The 17900-nt window shown below is 71.9% G+C and carries 17 protein-coding genes; 7 read left to right on the top strand and 10 right to left on the bottom strand.

The window, feature by feature from the left end; translation table 11 throughout:
* Window positions 1–72: 72 nt before the first annotated feature.
* Window positions 73–564 carry an amino-acid N-acetyltransferase gene (locus tag AC1DX8_RS14350; protein WP_477630668.1) on the top strand — a complete coding sequence of 164 codons (492 nt, stop codon included), beginning with the start codon at window positions 73–75 and terminating at the stop codon, window positions 562–564.
* Window positions 565–615: 51 nt separating this feature from the next.
* Here the strand turns inward: AC1DX8_RS14350 and AC1DX8_RS14345 are convergent, their stop codons facing one another.
* The 10 genes from AC1DX8_RS14345 to AC1DX8_RS14300 form a co-directional block, all read right to left on the bottom strand.
* Window positions 616–2142, bottom strand: a complete 1527-nt coding sequence (locus AC1DX8_RS14345; protein ID WP_477630607.1) for an MFS transporter — start codon at window positions 2140–2142, stop codon at window positions 616–618.
* Window positions 2143–2149: 7 nt separating this feature from the next.
* Complete coding sequence (locus tag AC1DX8_RS14340; RefSeq protein ID WP_477630606.1) at window positions 2150–3052, bottom strand: HhH-GPD family protein; 903 nt, start codon at window positions 3050–3052, stop codon at window positions 2150–2152.
* Window positions 3049–4125 carry a DNA integrity scanning diadenylate cyclase DisA gene (gene disA / locus AC1DX8_RS14335; protein ID WP_477630605.1) on the bottom strand — a complete coding sequence of 359 codons (1077 nt, stop codon included), beginning with the start codon at window positions 4123–4125 and terminating at the stop codon, window positions 3049–3051. The genes AC1DX8_RS14340 and disA overlap by 4 nt, the downstream gene beginning before the upstream one ends.
* Before the next feature lie 43 nt (window positions 4126–4168).
* The gene (gene radA / locus AC1DX8_RS14330) at window positions 4169–5554 is read right to left on the bottom strand and encodes a DNA repair protein RadA (protein WP_477630604.1); all 1386 of its coding nucleotides are present in this window, start codon (window positions 5552–5554) and stop codon (window positions 4169–4171) included.
* Between the two features lie 130 nt (window positions 5555–5684).
* Complete coding sequence (locus tag AC1DX8_RS14325) at window positions 5685–6113, bottom strand: SRPBCC family protein (RefSeq protein WP_477630603.1); 429 nt, start codon at window positions 6111–6113, stop codon at window positions 5685–5687.
* A 105-nt stretch (window positions 6114–6218) separates the two neighbouring features.
* A complete protein-coding gene (locus AC1DX8_RS14320; RefSeq protein WP_477630602.1) occupies window positions 6219–6926 on the bottom strand; it encodes a class I SAM-dependent methyltransferase in 708 nt (235 codons plus the stop codon).
* Entirely contained in the window at window positions 6923–7723 is an 801-nt protein-coding gene (locus tag AC1DX8_RS14315) for a DUF3109 family protein (protein WP_477630601.1), read from the bottom strand. Before AC1DX8_RS14315 ends, AC1DX8_RS14320 begins: the two co-directional genes overlap by 4 nt.
* A 177-nt stretch (window positions 7724–7900) precedes the next feature.
* Window positions 7901–8941, bottom strand: a complete 1041-nt coding sequence (locus AC1DX8_RS14310) for a hypothetical protein (protein WP_477630600.1) — start codon at window positions 8939–8941, stop codon at window positions 7901–7903.
* An 8-nt stretch (window positions 8942–8949) separates the two neighbouring features.
* The gene (locus AC1DX8_RS14305) at window positions 8950–9618 is read right to left on the bottom strand and encodes a matrixin family metalloprotease (protein ID WP_477630599.1); all 669 of its coding nucleotides are present in this window, start codon (window positions 9616–9618) and stop codon (window positions 8950–8952) included.
* A 3-nt stretch (window positions 9619–9621) separates the two neighbouring features.
* Window positions 9622–10143: a hypothetical protein gene (locus tag AC1DX8_RS14300; protein ID WP_477630598.1), complete on the bottom strand. Its 522-nt coding sequence runs from the start codon at window positions 10141–10143 to the stop codon at window positions 9622–9624.
* A 117-nt stretch (window positions 10144–10260) separates the two neighbouring features.
* On the opposite strand from AC1DX8_RS14300, the gene AC1DX8_RS14295 reads away from it, so the two are divergent.
* From AC1DX8_RS14295 to AC1DX8_RS14270, 6 genes are all read left to right on the top strand, one after another.
* Window positions 10261–11187: a Ppx/GppA phosphatase family protein gene (locus AC1DX8_RS14295; RefSeq protein ID WP_477630597.1), complete on the top strand. Its 927-nt coding sequence runs from the start codon at window positions 10261–10263 to the stop codon at window positions 11185–11187.
* Window positions 11188–11210: 23 nt separating this feature from the next.
* Window positions 11211–12029 carry a sugar phosphate isomerase/epimerase family protein gene (locus tag AC1DX8_RS14290; RefSeq protein WP_477630596.1) on the top strand — a complete coding sequence of 273 codons (819 nt, stop codon included), beginning with the start codon at window positions 11211–11213 and terminating at the stop codon, window positions 12027–12029.
* Entirely contained in the window at window positions 12026–12619 is a 594-nt protein-coding gene (locus tag AC1DX8_RS14285; protein WP_477630595.1) for a TetR/AcrR family transcriptional regulator, read from the top strand. Before AC1DX8_RS14290 ends, AC1DX8_RS14285 begins: the two co-directional genes overlap by 4 nt.
* A gap of 243 nt (window positions 12620–12862) precedes the next feature.
* Window positions 12863–13588: an ABC transporter ATP-binding protein gene (locus tag AC1DX8_RS14280; protein ID WP_477630594.1), complete on the top strand. Its 726-nt coding sequence runs from the start codon at window positions 12863–12865 to the stop codon at window positions 13586–13588.
* The gene (locus tag AC1DX8_RS14275; RefSeq protein ID WP_477630593.1) at window positions 13585–14319 is read left to right on the top strand and encodes an ABC transporter permease; all 735 of its coding nucleotides are present in this window, start codon (window positions 13585–13587) and stop codon (window positions 14317–14319) included. The genes AC1DX8_RS14280 and AC1DX8_RS14275 overlap by 4 nt, the downstream gene beginning before the upstream one ends.
* Window positions 14320–14583: 264 nt before the next feature.
* The gene (locus tag AC1DX8_RS14270; RefSeq protein WP_477630592.1) at window positions 14584–17844 is read left to right on the top strand and encodes a PKD domain-containing protein; all 3261 of its coding nucleotides are present in this window, start codon (window positions 14584–14586) and stop codon (window positions 17842–17844) included.
* Window positions 17845–17900: the final 56 nt, after the last annotated feature.

The raw sequence follows: 17900 nt of genomic DNA, 5'->3' as shown, positions 1-17900 counted from the left end.
GCGCCGTCGGGCAGCGCGCCGTCGGGCAGTGCCACGTCGGGCAGTGCGTCGTCGGGCAGCGCCACGTCCGAGGTGACGGTACGGGCGGCGCGGACCAGCGACATCCGCACGATCCGCGAGATCGTCCGGCCGCATGCCGACTCCCGGGTGCTGGTGTCCAAGGACGCCGTCACCTACTACGAGGCGCTCCAGCAGTTCCGCGTGGCGGAGAAGGACGGCGTGGTCGTGGGATGCGGCGCGCTGCACGTCATGTGGGAGGACCTGGCCGAGATCCGCACGCTCGCGGTCCGGCCCGAGGCGAAGGGGCACGGCGTCGGGTCGCGGCTGATGGAGGCGCTCGTCGCCGACGCGCGGTCGCTCGGGGTCGAGCGGCTGTTCTGCCTCACCTTCGAGGTGGACTTCTTCGCCCGCCACGGCTTCGAGGTGATCGAGGGGCAGGCCGTCGAGCCCGAGGTGTACGCCGAGCTGGTGCGCTCCTACGACGAGGGCGTTGCGGAGTTCCTCGACCTCGAGCGGGTCAAGCCGAACACGCTCGGCAACACCCGCATGCTCCGCACCCTCTGACCGTCTCCCTCGATTGGTTCGATGTGAACACGCCGGGATTCCCCGGCGTGTTCACATCGAATCGGCGAGGGGGGAGGGCTGCGAGTGTCGGCGACCCATCCTGATCCGCACGGAGGCGGCGAGCACCAGCAGCAGCAGGCCGGAGATGACCCCGAAGCCGAGCCGCGGGATGAGCGGCAGGGCGATCCCGATCCCGCCGCCGACCACCCAGGCGATCTGGAGCACCGTCTCCGACCAGGCGAACACCCGCGTGCGCACGGTCTCGTCGATGTCGCGCTGCACGACGGCGTCGCTGCCCAGCTTGATGAGCTGTGCCCCGAGGCCGGCCACGAGACCGAGGACCAGGAGCGTGGCGAGCGAGTAGAAGACGGCCGCGGCCAGTGCTGCGAGCACGTCGGCGATCAGCGCCACGGCGATGATGAGGTCCGGGCGGAGCCGGCGCAGGGCATTCCCGACGACCGTGCCCAGGGCGTTGCCCGCGCCGGCCGCCCCGACGACCAGGGCCAGGACGAAGGTGCCGCTGTGACCCGGTAGCGGGTGCTCACGCATGAGGAACGCCACGAACAGCGTGAGGAACCCGGTCAGCAACCGGGCGCCGACGGCACTGCAGAGGGCGGTCAGCACCGGGACCGGGAGGGCCGCGACCCGGGCGCGGAGCCGTTGGACGAGTCCGAGCCGCCGACCATCGCGGCGTGGCAGCGGCAGCGGACCGGTGTCCTCGATGTCCTGCTCGCCGGAGCTGGAGTCCACCCGGGCCGGGAGCCGGATCGCGAGCACGGTGCCGACGACGTAGATCAGGAAGGCCAGCCGCAGTGACCACTCCGGTCCCACCTTCGCCGCGGCCCCGGCGAGCCCGCCCCCGACAGCCATGCCCGCGACCCCGGCGAGGGCGTTGCGGGAGTTGGCGTTCACGAGGCTGAAGCCGGGTGGCAGGAGTCGCGGCACCGCGGACGCCCGGGTCACGCCGTAGGCCTTCGACGCGACGAGGCAGCCCAGCGCAGCCGGGAACAGCCACGGAGAGTCGTTCGTCACCGCCCCGGCCAGCACCCAGCAGAGGAAGGCCCGCAACGCCAGGGTCGTGCCGATCGCCCACCGCCGGCCGTGCCGGAACCGGTCGAGCAACGGGCCGATGAACGGGGCCAGCAGCGCGAACGGGGCCATCGTGAGGGCGAGGAACTGTGCGACGTGTCCACGGGCCTCGTCGGTCGGGATGGCGAAGATGGTGCCGGCGAGCGACACGGTGAGCGCGGCGTCGCCCATCAGGTTGACGAAGTGCAGCTCGACGAGCCGCGCCAGGCCGCTCTCACCGGCGCCGGCCGAGTGCGTGTAGGCGCGCGCGCGTCGGGCGCCGGCCCGGCTGCCGCGGCCGGCCAACCTGGCTCCCGCGAGCGTGCCCCGGCCCACCACCCGACCGGTGCGGGCGGCCCCGACRCGCAGCGCGTGGGCAGCGCGGCGGCCAGCAGTCGCACCGGACGGGCCGGGTGGCGTCGTGCCGGGTGGGGTGCTGCCGCGTGGGGTCGGGCCCGCTGGGACGTCGTCGGCCGCGCCCGGAGCGGGACGGCGCTGGTCGGGGGGCACGCCCGCCTCAGCTCGCGGCTCGGGAGACCGGCAGCCGGAACCGGTCGTCGGCGAGAGGCTCGACCAGCCCGTCGGCGACCAGCGAGTCGAGGCAGCGTTCGCGCTGGATCTCGTTGTCGGACAACGCCTCCAGAGCCGAGCGCGGCACGGGCGCGGTGCTGTCGCGGAGCACGGACAGGAGGGCGCCACGCAGCTGGCGGTCGGTGCCCTCCCACGCCTGGCCCTTGCGGGCCGGCCCTTGGTGAGCCGGCCGGCCGGCGAGCTGCCACGCGCAGAGGTCGGCCACCGGGCAGTCCGAGCACCGCGGAGCCCGAGCGGTGCAGACGATCGCACCCAGCTCCATGACCGCGACGCTCCAGGTGCGCGCCCGTGGAGGATCCGCCGGCACCAACCCAGCCGCGACGGTGAGCTCGGCGCGCGTCGGCGACGGCGCGGCGAACTCCTCGCCGACGACCACCCTGGCCAGCACCCGGCGGACGTTGGTGTCGACGACGGTCGTGCGCTCGCCGAAGGCGAAGGTGGCGACGGCAGCGGCGGTATAGGTGCCCACGCCGGGCAGCGTGAGCAGCTCAGCCTCCGTCGCGGGAACGGCGCCGTCGTGGTGCTCGGTCATGGCGACGGCGGCGGCGTGCAGCCGCAGGGCTCGGCGCGGGTAGCCGAGCCGGCCCCAGGCGCGCACCGCCTCACCGGGGGCGTCGGCGGCCAGTGCACCGGGCGTCGGCCACCGCGACATCCACTCGTGCCAGACCGGCTCGACCCTCGCGACCGGGGTCTGCTGGAGCATGACCTCCGACACGAAGATGCCCCAGGGTGTGGCCTCGGGCCGCCGCCAGGGCAGGTCGCGGGCGGACACGGCATACCACTCCAGCACCTCGTGGTGCAGACGTTCGGGTGCGGTGCCGGCGCTCACACGTAGCGTTCGAGGATGCTCGACTCGGCCAGCCGGGACAGGCCCTCGCGGACGGCCCGGGCGCGGCCCTCGCCGACGCCGTCGACGTCCATGAGCTCCTCGAGGTTGGCGGCGAGCAGCTTCTGCAGGCTCCCGAAGTGCTCGACCAGTCGGTCGACGATGGCGCCCGGCAGGCGGGGCACCTTGCTGAGCAGCCGGTAGCCGCAGGGGCTGACGGCCGAGTCGAGGGCGTCGCCACCGACCGCGAAGCCGACAGCCTTGGCCCCTGCGGCGAGGTCGAGCAGCTCGGTCGAGGTCAGCTCCTCGAGGGCGGCCATCGCCTCCTCGAGCGTGAGGTCGGCCTTGGTGACGGGGAGGTAGTCGCGGATGACCAGCTCGCGGTCGTTGCCGAGGCCTCCGGTCAGCTCCTCGAGCTGGAGGGTCAGCAGGCGACCGTCGACGCCGAGCTCGACGACGTAACCCGAGATCTCGTCGCGGATGCGCCGGACCATCTCGAGACGCTGGAGCACGCTCGCGACATCGCGCACGGTGACGAGGTCCTCGATCTCGAGCGCGGACAGCGTGCCGGTCACCTCGTCGAGGCGGGACTTGTAGCGCTCCAGGGTCTGCAGGGCCTGGTTGGCCCGCGACAGGATCGCGCTGGAGTCCTCGAGCACGTGGCGGCCGCCATCGACGTAGATCGCGACGATCCGCATCGACTGGCTCACCGAGATGACGGGGTAGCCGGTCTGCTTGGCCACGCGTTCCGCGGTGCGGTGCCGGGTGCCGGACTCGCTCGTCTCGATGGAGGGGTCGGGCACCAGCTGCGTGGCGGCCCGCAGGATCCGCGAGGCCTCGCGGTCGAGGACGATGCCACCGTCCATCTTGGCGAGCTCGCGCAGACGCGTCGCCGAGAACTCGACGTCGAGCGGGAACCCGCCGGTGGAGAGCTGCTCCACGGTGCGGTCGTGCCCGAGCACGATGAGCGCGCCAGTGCGCCCCCTGAGGATGCGTTCCAGACCGTCGCGCAGCTCGGTACCCGGTGCCACGGCGGCGAGGGTGGCGCGCAGCGCGTCGTCCTCGCGAAGATCCACTGGTCAAACCCCTTTGGTGCCGCCGGTCCGGTCTGGCGTGAGTCTAACCGTGCAGCGGCTGCAGGGCGGCGCGCACCGCGCCACGGATGTCCTCACACTCCACCACCTGCATGCCGTCCGGGGTCGGTCCGCTGCCCAGCACCCCCTGCGGGACGTACGCGGTGCGGAACCCGAGCCGGGCCGCCTCGGCGAGGCGTCGCGGCATACCCGAGACGGGGCGGATCTCACCGGCCAACCCGAGCTCGCCGAAGGCGATCGCGTGGTCGGGCAGGGGCTGGTCCTTGACCGCGCTGGCCACGGCGAGCGCGATCGCCAGGTCGGAGGCGGGCTCGGTGAGCCGCACGCCGCCGACGGTGGAGAGGTAGACGTCGGCGTTGCCGATCGGTGCCTGCGCGCGCTTGGCGAGGACGGCGATGATCATCGAGACCCGGGCGGAGTCGAGCCCACTCGTCGCGCGCCGCGGGGTGGGGATCTCGCTCTTGGCGACCAGCGCCTGCACCTCGGTCATGAGGGGCCGGCGGCCCTCGAGGGTCACCGTGACGCAGGTGCCGGGCACGGTCAGCGTGCCACGGGAGAGGAAGAGCCCGCTGGGGTCGGGGAGCCCGACGATGCCCACGTCGGAGAGGTCGAAGCAGCCCACCTCGTCGGTCGGGCCGTAGCGGTTCTTCACCGCCCGGACGAGGCGCAGCCGCGAGTGCCGGTCACCCTCGAACTGCACGACGACGTCGACGAGGTGCTCGAGCACGCGTGGCCCGGCGATCGAGCCGTCCTTGGTGACGTGACCCACGAGCAGGGTCGCGATGCCACGCGCCTTGGCCACCTGGATCAGCGAGGCGGCCACCTCGCGCACCTGGGTGACGTTGCCCGCGGAGCCCTCGACCTCGCCGCTCGCGATGGTCTGCACCGAGTCGACGATGACGAGGTCGGGCTGCACCTCGTCGATCTGGCCGAGCACGGTGGCGAGGTCGGTCTCGGCGGCGAGGAAGAGGGTCGCGGCCATCGCCTCGATCCGCTCGGCCCGCATCCGCACCTGGGCTGCTGACTCCTCGCCCGTGACGTAGAGGACGGTGCGCCCGGTGCCCGAGCGGGCGGCGCGGGCCGCGACGTCGAGCAGCAGGGTCGACTTGCCGATGCCGGGCTCGCCGGCGACGAGGACGACGGCCCCGGGGACCAGCCCGCCGCCCAGGACGCGGTCGAACTCGCCGACACCGGTGCTCTGGGCCTCGGCGCGGCGGGCGTCGACCTGGCCGATCGGCACGGCTGGACGCTCGACGCGGGTGGCGGCCGTCGTGCGCACGGTGACGGCGCCGATCTCGCTGACGCTGCCCCACGACTGGCACTCCCCGCATCGGCCGACCCACTTCACGGTGGTCCAGCCGCACTCGGAGCAGCGGAAACCACTCGACCTGGTCGACGTCTTCGCTGCCATGGGCGACAACCTACGGGGAGCCGCTGACAGGCGAAGGTTCGAGGTGACATCCCACCGACGGTTCGAGGTGACATCCCACCGGAATCCGGGTCGGTATCACCTCGAACCAGGACAGGCGGAGGCGTCGGGGTCAGTGCCCCTCGGCGACCTTCTTGAGGCCGTCGAGCATGCCCTGCCAGTTCTGCGAGAACTGTTCCGCCTGCTTGGCGCTGTCGCAGCCGCCCTGGGTCAGCTGCACCGTCGTGCCGTCACCCGAGGGGGAGAGCTCGTAACGGACCGTGTGGTAGTTCTCCGGCACGTCGTCGGCACCGGTCAGCGGGCTGTAGTGCGTCACCTCGAGCAGGCGGCCCGGCTCGGCCTGCAGCACCTCTCCCTTGTCCTGGTAGGGCTTGCCCTCCCACTCGCCGCTCCACGTGATGGGCGAGCCGGGCTGCCAGTCGCTGGCCACCCCGCTGCCCATCATGTACTCGGCGACGAGCTTGGGGTCGGTCATCGCCTGCCAGACCCGGTCGGGGTCGGCGTCGACGGTGGTGCTCGCAGTGGCGACGTGCTCGGTCATGGTGCCTCCTGTGGTCCGGGGTGTCCGGTTCGTTCCACCCTGTCCCGCGTCGACGTGGCTGTCCACCCCTGCCGTCAACCCGACTTCCACACCCCGCAGTCACCCTCAGTAGGTGCGCCACCACAGGTTCACGGCGTAGTCGACGCTGGTGCCGTCGTGCTCGGCGAGGATCCCCTCGGCGGCGGTCTCGGAGAACTCGATGCGCACGACCGCCTCGAAGTCCTCCCGGGAGTCGAGCTCCCAGGCGATCGTCAGGCGTTCGCGCGACCAGCCCTGCCGGGTCCAGAACCGTTCCACGGCAGCGGGGTCATAGGACGGGTTGGCGCGGGCGAACCAGCGACCGAACGTCGAGCGGGTCGCGTCGTTGTCGATCACGTATGCCGTGCCGCCGGGGCGCAGGACCCGCTCCAGCTCGCGTAGGCCGGGTTCGCACCCGGCGCCGAAGAAGTACGCCCACCGGGCGTGCGCGATGTCCACGGACGCGTCGGCGAGGGGCAGCGACTGGGCCACACCCTCCAGCACCCGCACCGACGGCATACCGGCGACGCGCCGCTCGGCGAGCGAGAGGAGCGGCGGGTGGGGTTCGACACCGATGACACTGGCGCACCCGAGCGAAGCGAAGCGGGGAAGGTGGAACCCGGTGCCGCAGCCGACGTCGACCAGGTCGGCCCCGTCGAACGGGTGGAGCGAGGCCATGGCCGACTCGAGGAGACCCGCCCGGTCAACGCCGCGGTTCTCCACCTCGTAGACGTCGGGGGAGTCCCAGATGTTCGGGCTGCGCGTCGGCTCGGGCCGACCCGACGGGTTGTTCATCGGCTCTTGCGGGCCTCTTGGGCGGCCAGCGTCGCAGGGTGCACGAGCAGGGGCAACATCTTGCGGGAGTAGGCGTTTCGTGCCGCCTTGACGCTCGCGAGGTGGGCTTCGCAGCGGATCTCCAGCTCGCCGTAGGCCTGCTCGCCCATCAGCTCGACGAGCTCGCCGCGGTTGCTCCTGAAGACCGGCTCGCGGCCGACGTGTGCCTCGGGGTTGCTGGAGCAGTACCAGTCGAGGTCGTGGCCACCGGGACCCCAGCCGCGTCGGTCGTACTCGGTGATGCTGACCTCCTGCCAGCTCGACCCGTCGGGGAGCTCGACCGTGCGGTAGGTGCGGCGGATCGGCAGCTGCCAGCAGACGTCGGGCTTGACCGCGTGGGGCTCCTTGCCGGTGAGGACGGCGTGCTGGTGCAGCGCGCAGCCGGCGCCCGCGGGGAAGCCGGGCCGGTTGAGGAAGATGCAGGCGCCGTCGACCACCTTGGTCTTGAGGGCGTCGTCCTCCTTCTCGGTCCAGGCGCCGACCTTGGTGGAGCCGGGGTGCAGCTGCCACTCGTCCTCGCCGAGCTCCTTGACCACCTTCTTGACCCGCTTGATGTCGTCGTCGTCGGTGAAGTGGGCGCCGAGGGTGCAGCAGCCGTCGTCCGGCCGGTCGGCGTAGATGCCCTGGCAGCCGCTGCCGAAGATGCAGGTCCAGCTCGAGGTGAGCCAGGTCAGGTCGCAGCGGAAGCGCTGACCCGAGTCGGCGGGGTCGGTGAACTCCACCCAGATGCGGGCGGTGTCGAGCGGGGTCTCTGGCACGTGCGTCACCCTACGTCGTGCGTTGCCACTCCTAGGGATTGGCCCGTATGCCGGTCTGTCGCCGACGACGCCGCCACACCAGCGCGGCCAGCACCACGAACAGGACGGCGGTCGGTGGCGGGCGGCATACCCCGAGTCTGCTCCCGGGAGGCGGCTCGCCGCCTCCCGGGAGCAGACTCAGCCGACCGGGACCGGCCCGGACGGGTCGAACTGCTGCGGGATCGGCACCGGCTGCCGGCGCGCAGAGGTGATGGTCCGCTCGCTGCGGCCGTCGACCTCGAGGGTGCCCCTCGACAGGGACGCGGTGACGTGCGCCGCCGTGGCACCCGGGTGGTCGACCGCGTCGACCGTCACAGAGAGGACGCCGTCGACGATCGTGCCGCGACCCACGAAGCCCACCTCCCCGGTCGGTCGGGCGACGGTGACGGCCAGGCCGTCGGCGTCGGGCCGCGTCAGCACCACCCAGCGCACGAAGGTCGTGCCCATCGACTCGTTGACCCCCAACAGCGTGCCGGCGATGCCCGGAGCGCTGGCGAGTGACTCCACGTCCTTGCCTGCGAGGACGACGTGGGTGCGGTCGCCGCAGCTGAAGGCACCCACGGCCGAGGCGCCCTCGGGCACCAGCGCCGCCCAGGGAAGGTCTGCGGTGGCGCGGCTCCTGGCCACCGGAAGGTCGACCGCCTTGATGCGGGTCTTGAGCCGACCCCCCACGGGCAGCACCGGCGCGTCCTCGCCCGGCAGCCGCAGGGTCGCGTCGTCCGGGTCGAGCGTGGCGCCGACCCGGTGGGCCAGCAGCCGCGCGGAGGCGGCCGCCTGGGCTGCGGCGAGCGGCCAGTCCGCCCGGACGGCTGCTCCCCGCAGGCGCTTGACGTCGGCACGACCGCCGAGGTTGGTGAGCCCAGCCGCGGCTGCGGCGAGGAGCTGGCCGTCCGCCCCCTTGTCGGCGACCCTGCGCAACGCGCGCACCGAGACGTCGGACTGCACGTGGCTGAGGCCCTTGGCGGCAGCGACGCGCACCTGCGGCTCGGTGTGGTCGGTGACGACCTTGGCCAGGGCGGTGGCGGCCCTGCGACCGGCGACCTTCTCCGGCCCGGCGGCAGCGGCCTCGGCCAGGATGGCGATCGCCGCCCCGGGCGTGAGCGTGGTGGGTTTGCCTGCGAGGGCAGCGATGGCCCCCGTCACGGTCCGGTCCTTGCTGGACCCGATGATGACTGACATGTCTGCTCCTAGCAGGGGTTCTTCATGCGGCAGTGGTCCCGCATGTTGTCGGCCTCGGAGGTCGTGATGACGCCTCCGTTGGGGACGCTCGGGTTCATCAGCGCCGTGGAGTCGTTCCGGTGGCTCAGGCCCAGGTAGTGGCCCAGCTCGTGCGCGGTGGCGAAGTCGGAGACCCCGCCGCCCGCGTTCATCTCGACGACGCTGCCGTCCATCCCCTTGGCGTCCTTGTCGCACGGACCGTCGACCCGCGACAGGCCCGCTGTGCTGCCGACGTACATGCGCACGAAGAACAGGTCGAGCGCGTCGTTGGGCACCGTCCACTCGTCGGTGAGGCTCTCGGCCTCGCCGTCGGAGTTGATGACGTCGCGGCCACCCGCGGCGGCCGTCGAGATGACGAAGTGCTGGATCCGACCGACCCCCATCGACTTCCCGGCGGCGGCATACAGGTCACGGGTCTTGGCCACCGCGCGGTCGATCTCGACGGCGTCGTTGAAGGTGAACTGGTCGGACCCGACCTGGATGCAGTTGACGTGGACGAACTTGCTGCCGAGCCGGTCGAGCTGGGTCTTCAGCGAGACGGGGACCGAGTTGGTCAGCTGCCCCATGAAGTCGCGCCGGACGGACAGCGGTGACGTGGCGATGCCGATGCAGGCGGCGCGCTGGCGGAGACTGGCCACCGCTCAGCCCTCGAGCTTCCGGGCCTCGAGCTTCTTGATCTTCGCGTCGAGGCCGTTGATCAGGTCGGTGTACCGCACGAGGGTCTCCTCGAGGCTCAGGCGCCCGAACGGGCTCTTCACCGTGAGCGACCCGTTGATGGTCACCGCGCCGTTGATCTTGAGCGGCCCGTTGATGGTCACGCCACCTGGGTAGTCGTGCGCCCAGTTGATCGTCAGGCCGTCGTCGAAGTCGTGGACCAGCGCGCGGCGCCACGGGTTGGAGTTCTTGCGGCGCGCGGCGTGGTCGAGCACGACGTCGGCCTGGTGACAGGTGAGCCGGAAGCCCTCGATGGTCACGCCGTTCGGGTAGTCCGAGTCCCAGTTGAGGGTCATGCCGTCGTTGAAGTCGTGGACGATGGCGCGGCGCTGGCCGGCCCCGTTGGAACGACGGCTCGGCGCGTCGATGACGACATCGGCGGCGGTCGTCTTGAAGACGTCGCCCTGGGCGGTCGTGGTGTTGCCGTCCAGGCGCAGGTCTGCATCCATGGTTGTTCTCCCCCTTGTCCGACGGGACCCCGACGGTCCCGCCCCCGACGAGAAGGAGGAGCGGGTYGCGGTGGTGATACCGCTCGCGCCGACCCCGCAGTGTCGTACCGTGCAGCCATGCGCCTCGGAGTCATCGACGTCGGCTCCAACACCGTCCACCTGCTCGTCGTGGACGCGCACCGCGGCGCGCAGCCCTTGCCGGCCACCTCGCACAAGATCGAGCTGCGGCTGTCCGAGCACGTGACCGACACCGGCGACATCGCCGAGACGGGCGAGGCCGCGCTCACCGGCTTCATCCACGAGTGCCTCGCCGTGGCGGAGGACCAAGGTGTCGAGGAGGTGATGGCGTTCGTCACCAGCGCCATCCGGGAGGCCCCCAACGGCGAGCAGGTGCTCGCCCGCGTGCGGTCGGCGACGGGGGTGGCGCTGCAGGTGTTGTCCGGCGAGGACGAGGCGCGGCTGACCTTCCTGGCCGCCCGTCGGTGGTTCGGGTGGTCGAGCGGCACCCTCCTGGTCGTCGACATCGGAGGTGGCTCCCTCGAGCTGGCGGCCGGCATGGACGAGGAGCCCGACGCCGCCGTGTCCCTGCCGCTGGGGGCCGGGCGGCTCACCCGCGACCTGCTGCCCGGCGACCCGCCCAGCGCCGACGTCGTGCGCGAGGCCCGCCGGGCCATCCGCCAGCGGCTCGCCGCAGCCATGCGCCCCCTGGCCAAGGCCGGCACCGCCGACCGCGCCGTGGGCACGTCCAAGACGATGCGCTCCCTGGCCCGCGTCACCGGCGCCGCGCCGAGCAGCGACGGCCCGTATGCCGCGCGCAGCCTGGAGCGAGCGGCGCTCGCCTCCCTGGTCACCGACCTGGGCACGATGACGTCACGGCAGCGTGCGGGACTGTCCGGCGTCTCGGCCAGCCGGTCGCACCAGCTGCTCGCCGGTGCGCTCGTCGCCGAGGCCGCGATGGACCTGCTCGACCTCGACCGCCTGGAGATCTGTCCGTGGGCCCTGCGCGAGGGAGTCATCCTCAGCAGGCTCGACACGATGGCCTGAGGTCTGCTCGCTAGGCTCGGGGCATGGCTGGAGCGGTGTCGATCCCTGGGGCCACGGTGGCTCTGTCGACCGCCTCGGTCTACCCCGACACGTGCGCAGCCGCCTTCGCCACCGCGGCCCGGCTCGGGTACGACGCCGTCGAGGTCATGGTCTGGACCGACCCGGTGTCGCAGGAGGCGGGGGCGCTCGCGGCGCTGTCCCAGCTGCACGGCATACCGGTGGTGTCGGTGCACGCACCCACGCTCCTGCTCACCCAGCGCATCTGGGGACCGGACCCGTGGACCAAGGTGGACAACTCGATCGCGCTGGCCCGGGAGGTCGGGGCATCGACCGTGGTGCTCCACCCACCGTTCCGTTGGCAGAAGGAGTACGCCGGCGAGTTCGTCGAGGGAGTGGCGTTGCGCGAGCACGAGACCGGCATCGCCCTGGCCGTCGAGAACATGTTCCCGTGGCGGGCTCGCCAGCGTGAGTTCGAGGCGTACCTGCCCCACTGGGACCCCGTGCCACAGGCCTACGACAACGTCACGCTCGACCTGTCCCACACCTCCACCGCCGGTTCCGACGCCATGGCCATGGCCGCTGCGCTGGGCCCCCGACTGCACCACGTCCACCTCGCCGACGGCCTCGGCTCCCTCAAGGACGAGCACCTCGTGCCCGGCCGCGGGAGCCAGCCCTGCGCGGAGTTCCTCGAGATGCTGGCGCTCAAGGGGTTCTCCGGGTCGGTGGTGGTCGAGGTCGGCACCCGCAAGCTCACCCCCGACCAGCGCGAGGTAGACCTGGCCGAGGCGCTCGCGTTTGCCCGCCTGCACCTCGCCACCGCCTCCACGGCCGACGTCACATGAGCCCCCGAGGACGGCGACCGGGCGGCGTCGACACCCGGCAGGCCATCGTCGAGGCGGCGCGGGTCGACTTCGCCGAGCAGGGCTACGACGGCACGTCGTTGCGCGGCATCGCCCGCCGTGCGGAGGTCGACCCGGCCCTCGTGCACCACTACTTCGGTGGCAAGCCGCAGCTGTTCGCCGCGGTGATGGACATCCCGGCCGACCCCGCGGCGCTGATCAGTGCGGTGGTCACGGGTCCGCGGGCGCAGGTGGGAGAGTCGCTCGTGCGCACCTTCCTCGCGGTCTGGGACTCCGAGGCCGGGCGTCAGCGCTTCCAGGCCCTCGTGCGCGCGGCAGTCACCCACGACGACGCCGCCCGGATGCTGCGCGAGTTCCTCACCCGTGAGGTCTTCGGGCGGGTGGTCCGCGACCTGTCGGCGGACGGTGCGCCGTCGGCCGGGATGGAGCTGCGGGCCGGGCTCGCGGCCGCGCAGATGGTCGGGCTGGCGATGATGCGCTACATCGTCGAGTTCCCGGCGGTCGTCGACGCCACCCACGACGAGCTGGCCGCGCTGGTCGGCCCCACCATCCAGCGCTACCTCGTCCCGTAGGCGAGCCCGCGGCATACCCCCCACCGCCGCCAGCCCCTCCAAGGAACCTTTGCTAGCAAAAGAAAGTGAATCGTGGACAGGCTGCAGCCTGTCCACGATCGAGGAACCCTTGCTAGCAAAGGTTCCTTGGGGAGGCGGGGAGGCGGGGAGGTGGGGAGGCGGGGAGGCGGGGAGGCGGGGAGGGGAGTGGAGGGGGCGCTCGGGGGTCTTGTCCGCGAGGGTGCGCGGGGGTATATTCATCGCATGATGAAAAACGTCATCGAGATCGCGAACCTCCGGGTGGTCCGGGGGAGTCGCGTCGTGCTGCCCGACCTGTCCGTGGTGGTGCCGGCCGGACAGGTCGTCGGCCTCCTCGGCCCGAGTGGCAGCGGCAAGTCCACGTTGATCCGCGCGGTGGTCGGGGTGCAGGTGGTCGAGTCCGGCGAGGTCACCGTGCTCGGGGAGCCGGCCGGCTCCCCCTCGCTGCGCCGCCGCGTCGGGTACGTCACGCAGAACCCGAGCGTCTACGACGACCTGTCTGTGCGGGCCAACGTCCGCTACTTCGCGAGCATCCTCGGCGTCCCGGTCGCGGCAGCCGACGAGGCGATCACGGCCGTGGACCTCACCAGCCACGCCGACGTGCTCGTGGGCAACCTCTCCGGTGGGCAGCGCTCCAGGGTCTCGCTCGCGTCCGCCCTCGTCGGCGACCCCGAGCTGCTGGTGCTCGACGAACCCACCGTCGGGCTCGACCCGGTCCTGCGCCGCGACCTGTGGGGCCTCTTCCATCGCCTTGCGGCCCAAGGGCGTTCGCTGCTCGTGTCCAGCCACGTGATGGACGAAGCGAGCCGCTGCGACCGGCTGCTGCTGCTCCGTGAGGGCGAGATCCTCGCCGACGACACCCTCCCCGCCCTGCTCACTCGCACCGGCACCGAGGACGCCGAGCAGGCGTTCCTGGCCCTGATCGACGGCGCCGCCCAGGAGGCACGATGAACGCCCACCGCACCCTCGTCACCGCGGGTCGTGTCCTGACCCAGCTGCGGTCCGACCACCGCACCATCGGGCTCATGCTCGTCGTGCCCTGCGTGCTGATCGGGCTGCTGGCCTGGATCTTCGAGGGCACCCCGGTGTTCGACGGTATCGGGGCGTCCCTGCTCGGGGTCTTCCCATTCATCGTGATGTTCATCGTGACCAGCGTGGCGACCTTGCGCGAGCGCACGTCCGGGACGCTCGAGCGGTTGCTCACCACCCCGATGGGCAAGGGCGACTTCATGTTCGGCTACGCCCTCGCGTTCGGCGTCATGGCGGTCCTGCAGGCCCTGATCGCGACCGCGTTCGCCGTCTACGTCTGCGGGCTCGACGTCGCCGGACCGCTCTGGCAGCTCGTGGCCGTCGCCGTGCTCGACGCCCTGCTCGGCACGGCCCTCGGCCTGCTGGCGAGCGGGTTCGCCCGCACGGAGTTCCAGGCTGTCCAGTTCATGCCTGCCTTCGCCCTGCCGCAGTTCCTGCTGTGTGGTCTCCTCGTGGCGCGCGACCGGCTGCCCGACGTGCTGCGGTGGGTGTCCGACGTGCTCCCACTGTCGTATGCCGTGGACGCGATGAAGTCGGTCACGGCCAGTTCCAGCCCTGGTGCGGACGTGGCCGCAGATGCCGCCGTGATCGGGTTGTGGGTGCTGGTGTCGCTGGTCCTCGGCAGCCTCACCCTGCGCCGCCGCACGGCCTGAACCGTCGCAGCCGCCGGGCCTGTCCGGGGTCGTCTACGTCCTTCGGCGGACCTCGTGCGATTCCCCCGGCGTTACCGTGAAAACGCCCGACAGAGGGGCTCCTGCAGGGGGGCACGTTGTGGCCGAGGTGGTTTGTCGGGCCGGTGACGGTGCGTCATGCCCCGCGACCGTGATTCGTGATGCGACAGCCACGCGTTCATCCCGTCGGTCCATCACCTGTGGTGGTCGGGGTGCGCCATGTCGCGAAGGAATGTCCTCAGGTCCGTGACCAGCGCGCTGACGGCGGTCGCCCTGTGCGGCGCCGCCCTGGTCGGCGCGATCACGTCCGCTTCGGCCGCCCCGGCGCCGGTTGTCCCCATGCCTGCCACCGGGGTGAGCGCCGACGCGCTCCCCACGGTGCAGATCAACGGGGTGGTCTGGTCGCAGGTGGTCATCGGCGACATCGTGTATGCCGGCGGCTCGTTCAGCACCGCCCGCCCGGCCGGCGCCGCGCCCGGCACCAACACGGTGCCACGCACCAACCTGCTCGCGTACGACATCAGGACCGGGGTGCTCGTCCCGGGGTTCGCCCCGCAGCTCAACGGCCAGGTCCTCTCGGTCGCCGCCTCACCCGACGGCACCCGGCTCTACGCCGCGGGTGACTTCACCACGGTCAACGGGATCGTCCGCTACCGCGTGGCGGCCCTCGACCCGACGACCGGCGCGGTCATCACGGCGTTCAACACCCCGGGCGTGACCTCGCAGGCCCGGGCCGTCATCGCCACCGCGACCACCGTCTACGTCGGCGGCGGCTTCCAGGCCACCGGCAACGGCGCGTCGCGCAGGAACCTTGCCGCCTTCAACGCCTCGAACGGCGCAGTGCTGCCCTGGAACCCCGACGCCGACTACAACGTGTGGGCGATCGCCGTCTCGGGGGACGGGCGCTGGGTCTTCGCCGGGGGTTCCTTCCAGTACGTCAACGGGCTCCCGGCAGTCGGGCTGGCCAAGATCGACTCCGTCACAGGGGTCCTGCAGACCGCCTGGGACCCGGCGGTCAACAACTATGGGCCCAGCACCGGGATCAGCAGCCTGAGGGTGCAGGGCAACTACGTCTACGGCACGTCATGGGCCTACGCCAACCCCGCGAACCTGGAAGGCGCGTTCAAGATCCCGGTGGGCACGGACGGCTCACCCGCGACGCTGGAGTGGATCACCGAGTGCCACGGCGACAACTACTCGGTCTTCATGACCGGCGGGTTCGTCTACACCGCCGGGCACGCGCACTTCTGCGGCTCGATGGGAGGCGGTTTCCCGCAGCCTCCCTCCTGGCGGTACCAGTACGCGCAGGCGTGGACGGACGCCGCTGGTGGCGAGATCCTCAATGACGTCCTCAAGGCCCAGTTCAACTGGCACGGCAAGGCCAACGGACCGTCCCTCGTGGCCTGGAACCCCGACATGACGCTGGGCACCTACACCGGGCAGTACCAAGCCGGGTGGAACGTCGCAGGGAACAACGACTACGTCGTCTACGGCGGGGAGTTCCCGACGGTCAACGGAGTCGGCCAGCAGGGCCTCGTCCGGTTCGCCCGTCGGGGTCTGGCGCCCAACAAGGAGGGCCCGCGCTTCCCCGGCGGCACCTTCGTGCCCCGCCTCGTGCCGACCTCGTCCTCGACGGTGCGGGTGAGCTGGGTCGCCGGCTACGACCGCGACGACTACACGCTGACCTACCGCGTGATCCGCAATGGCGCCACCGGCTCACCGCGCTTCACCACGACGGCGAACTCGATGTGGTGGACACTCCCAGCGGTCGGGTTCGTCGACACCGGACTGACCCCCGGCGCGACCTACAGCTACCAGCTGATCGCCAACGACCAGTACGGCAACACCGTGTACGGCGCCGTCACGAACGTCACCATGCCGGGGTCGTCGAGCCCCAGCAACGGGTACGCGCAGTCGGTGCGCGCCAACGGTGCCCGCATCTACTGGCCGATGAACGAGACCTCCGGGCTGACCGTCAACGACCGCGCGGCGGGCACCGCCGCCACGAGCGGCATCGGCGTGACCGACGGCCGCGGCGACACCGGCGTCACCTGGAACCAGCCCGGCGCGATCGCCGGCGACACGTCAGCAGCGCTGACCGACAACGACTGGAGCAGGGTCTACGCCCTGGGGTCCGAGACCGCGCCCGACACCTTCACGATCCAGGCCTGGGTGCGCACGAGCAACGCGCGAGGCGGCCGCATCTTCGGCTTCGGCGACCTCCAGAACGGCGCCTCGGGCCACCGCGACCGCCAGCTGTACATGGACACCTCGGGCCGGATCGTCTTCGGCATGCGCGCCCAGGACTTCTCCTACCGCACCGTGACGAGCGGGTCGTCGTACCGCGACAACGGCTGGCACATGGTGACCGCGACGATGAGCTCGGCGGGCATGCGGCTGTACGTCGACGGCGGCCTCGTCGGCTCCCGCACCGACACCACGGCCGGTGAGGCCTACCTCGGGTACTGGCGGCTCGGTGGCGACTCCCTCGTCGGGTGGCCGGGCGCGCCGTCGAACCCCAACCTGATCGGGTGGGTCGACGAGATCGCCGTGTACCCGACTGCCCTCGCGCAGGCGACGATCCAGGCCCAGTATGCCCTCCGCAACGGCGGGGGCGGCGGCGGCAACCAGCCACCCTCGGCCTCCTTCACCTGGGGTGCCACGGGGCTCACCGCGTCGTTCGACGGCACTGGCTCCAGCGACCCGGACGGCTCCGTGAGCAGCTACGCCTGGTCCTTCGGCGACGGCACCACGGGCAGCGGCTCCACGCCGAGCCACACGTATGCCGCGCCGGGCACCTACTCGGTGCAGCTCACCGTGACCGACAACCAGGGCGCCGTCGGCAGCACCACCCGCCAGGTGACCGTCAGCGCCCCGGGGGTCATCGCGACCGACACCTTCGAACGGACCGTTGTCGACGGCTGGGGCCAGGCCGACACCGGTGGCACCTGGACCCTGACCACGGCAGCGAGCAACTTCGCGGTGGCGGGTGGCATGGGCACGATGAAGCTGGCGGCCTCGTCCGGACCCTCGGCGTACCTCGCCTCCACCTCGGCGCGGGACGTCGACCTGCGCACCACGCTCGGCTTCGACAAGGCGGCCACCGGCGGCGGCGTCTACACCGCGGCCGTGGTCCGCAGGATCGGCACCTCCGACTACCGCCTCAAGGTGCGGGTGACGGGCACCGACACCACGGCATACCTCGCTCGCACGGTGGGCGGCGTCGAGACCGTCCTGACGACGGCATCCCTCCCGGGAGTGGTCGTCGCGGGTGGCGGCGCCCTGTCCATGCGCATCCAGGCCGTGGGCGCCGGGACGACGACGCTGAACGCCAAGGTGTGGCCCGCCGGCACCGCCGAGCCGGGTGCGTGGACCACCACGACGACCGACTCGACGGCCGGGTTGCAGGCCGCGGGCGCCGTCGGCCTCTACGCGTACCTGTCGGGTTCGGCGACGAACGCGCCGATCACGGTCTCGGTCCCGGACCTCAGCGCCGTCACGCCCTGACCCGCGCGGCGAGCGGGAGGGTCGGCGGTTAGCCTTGACGCCGCGCCGCGACCTCC

It is taken from the genome of Pedococcus sp. P2_A3 (assembly GCF_056405035.1).
The sequence above is the reverse complement of the archived record's forward strand: the minus strand, read 5'-3'. Positions and strand labels throughout refer to the sequence as shown.

Bases quoted from the DNA above. Each gene is read 5' to 3' on its own strand.
- AC1DX8_RS14285 (WP_477630595.1), top strand. From the start codon at position 12,026: ATGAGCCCCCGAGGACGGCGACCGGGCGGCGTCGACACCCGGCAGGCC.
- AC1DX8_RS14300 (WP_477630598.1), bottom strand. From the start codon at position 10,143: ATGGATGCAGACCTGCGCCTGGACGGCAACACCACGACCGCCCAGGGC.
- AC1DX8_RS14295 (WP_477630597.1), top strand. From the start codon at position 10,261: ATGCGCCTCGGAGTCATCGACGTCGGCTCCAACACCGTCCACCTGCTC.
- AC1DX8_RS14275 (WP_477630593.1), top strand. From the start codon at position 13,585: ATGAACGCCCACCGCACCCTCGTCACCGCGGGTCGTGTCCTGACCCAG.
- radA (WP_477630604.1), bottom strand. From the start codon at position 5,554: ATGGCAGCGAAGACGTCGACCAGGTCGAGTGGTTTCCGCTGCTCCGAG.
- AC1DX8_RS14320 (WP_477630602.1), bottom strand. From the start codon at position 6,926: ATGAACAACCCGTCGGGTCGGCCCGAGCCGACGCGCAGCCCGAACATC.
- AC1DX8_RS14325 (WP_477630603.1), bottom strand. From the start codon at position 6,113: ATGACCGAGCACGTCGCCACTGCGAGCACCACCGTCGACGCCGACCCC.
- AC1DX8_RS14280 (WP_477630594.1), top strand. From the start codon at position 12,863: ATGATGAAAAACGTCATCGAGATCGCGAACCTCCGGGTGGTCCGGGGG.
- AC1DX8_RS14290 (WP_477630596.1), top strand. From the start codon at position 11,211: ATGGCTGGAGCGGTGTCGATCCCTGGGGCCACGGTGGCTCTGTCGACC.
- AC1DX8_RS14310 (WP_477630600.1), bottom strand. From the start codon at position 8,941: ATGTCAGTCATCATCGGGTCCAGCAAGGACCGGACCGTGACGGGGGCC.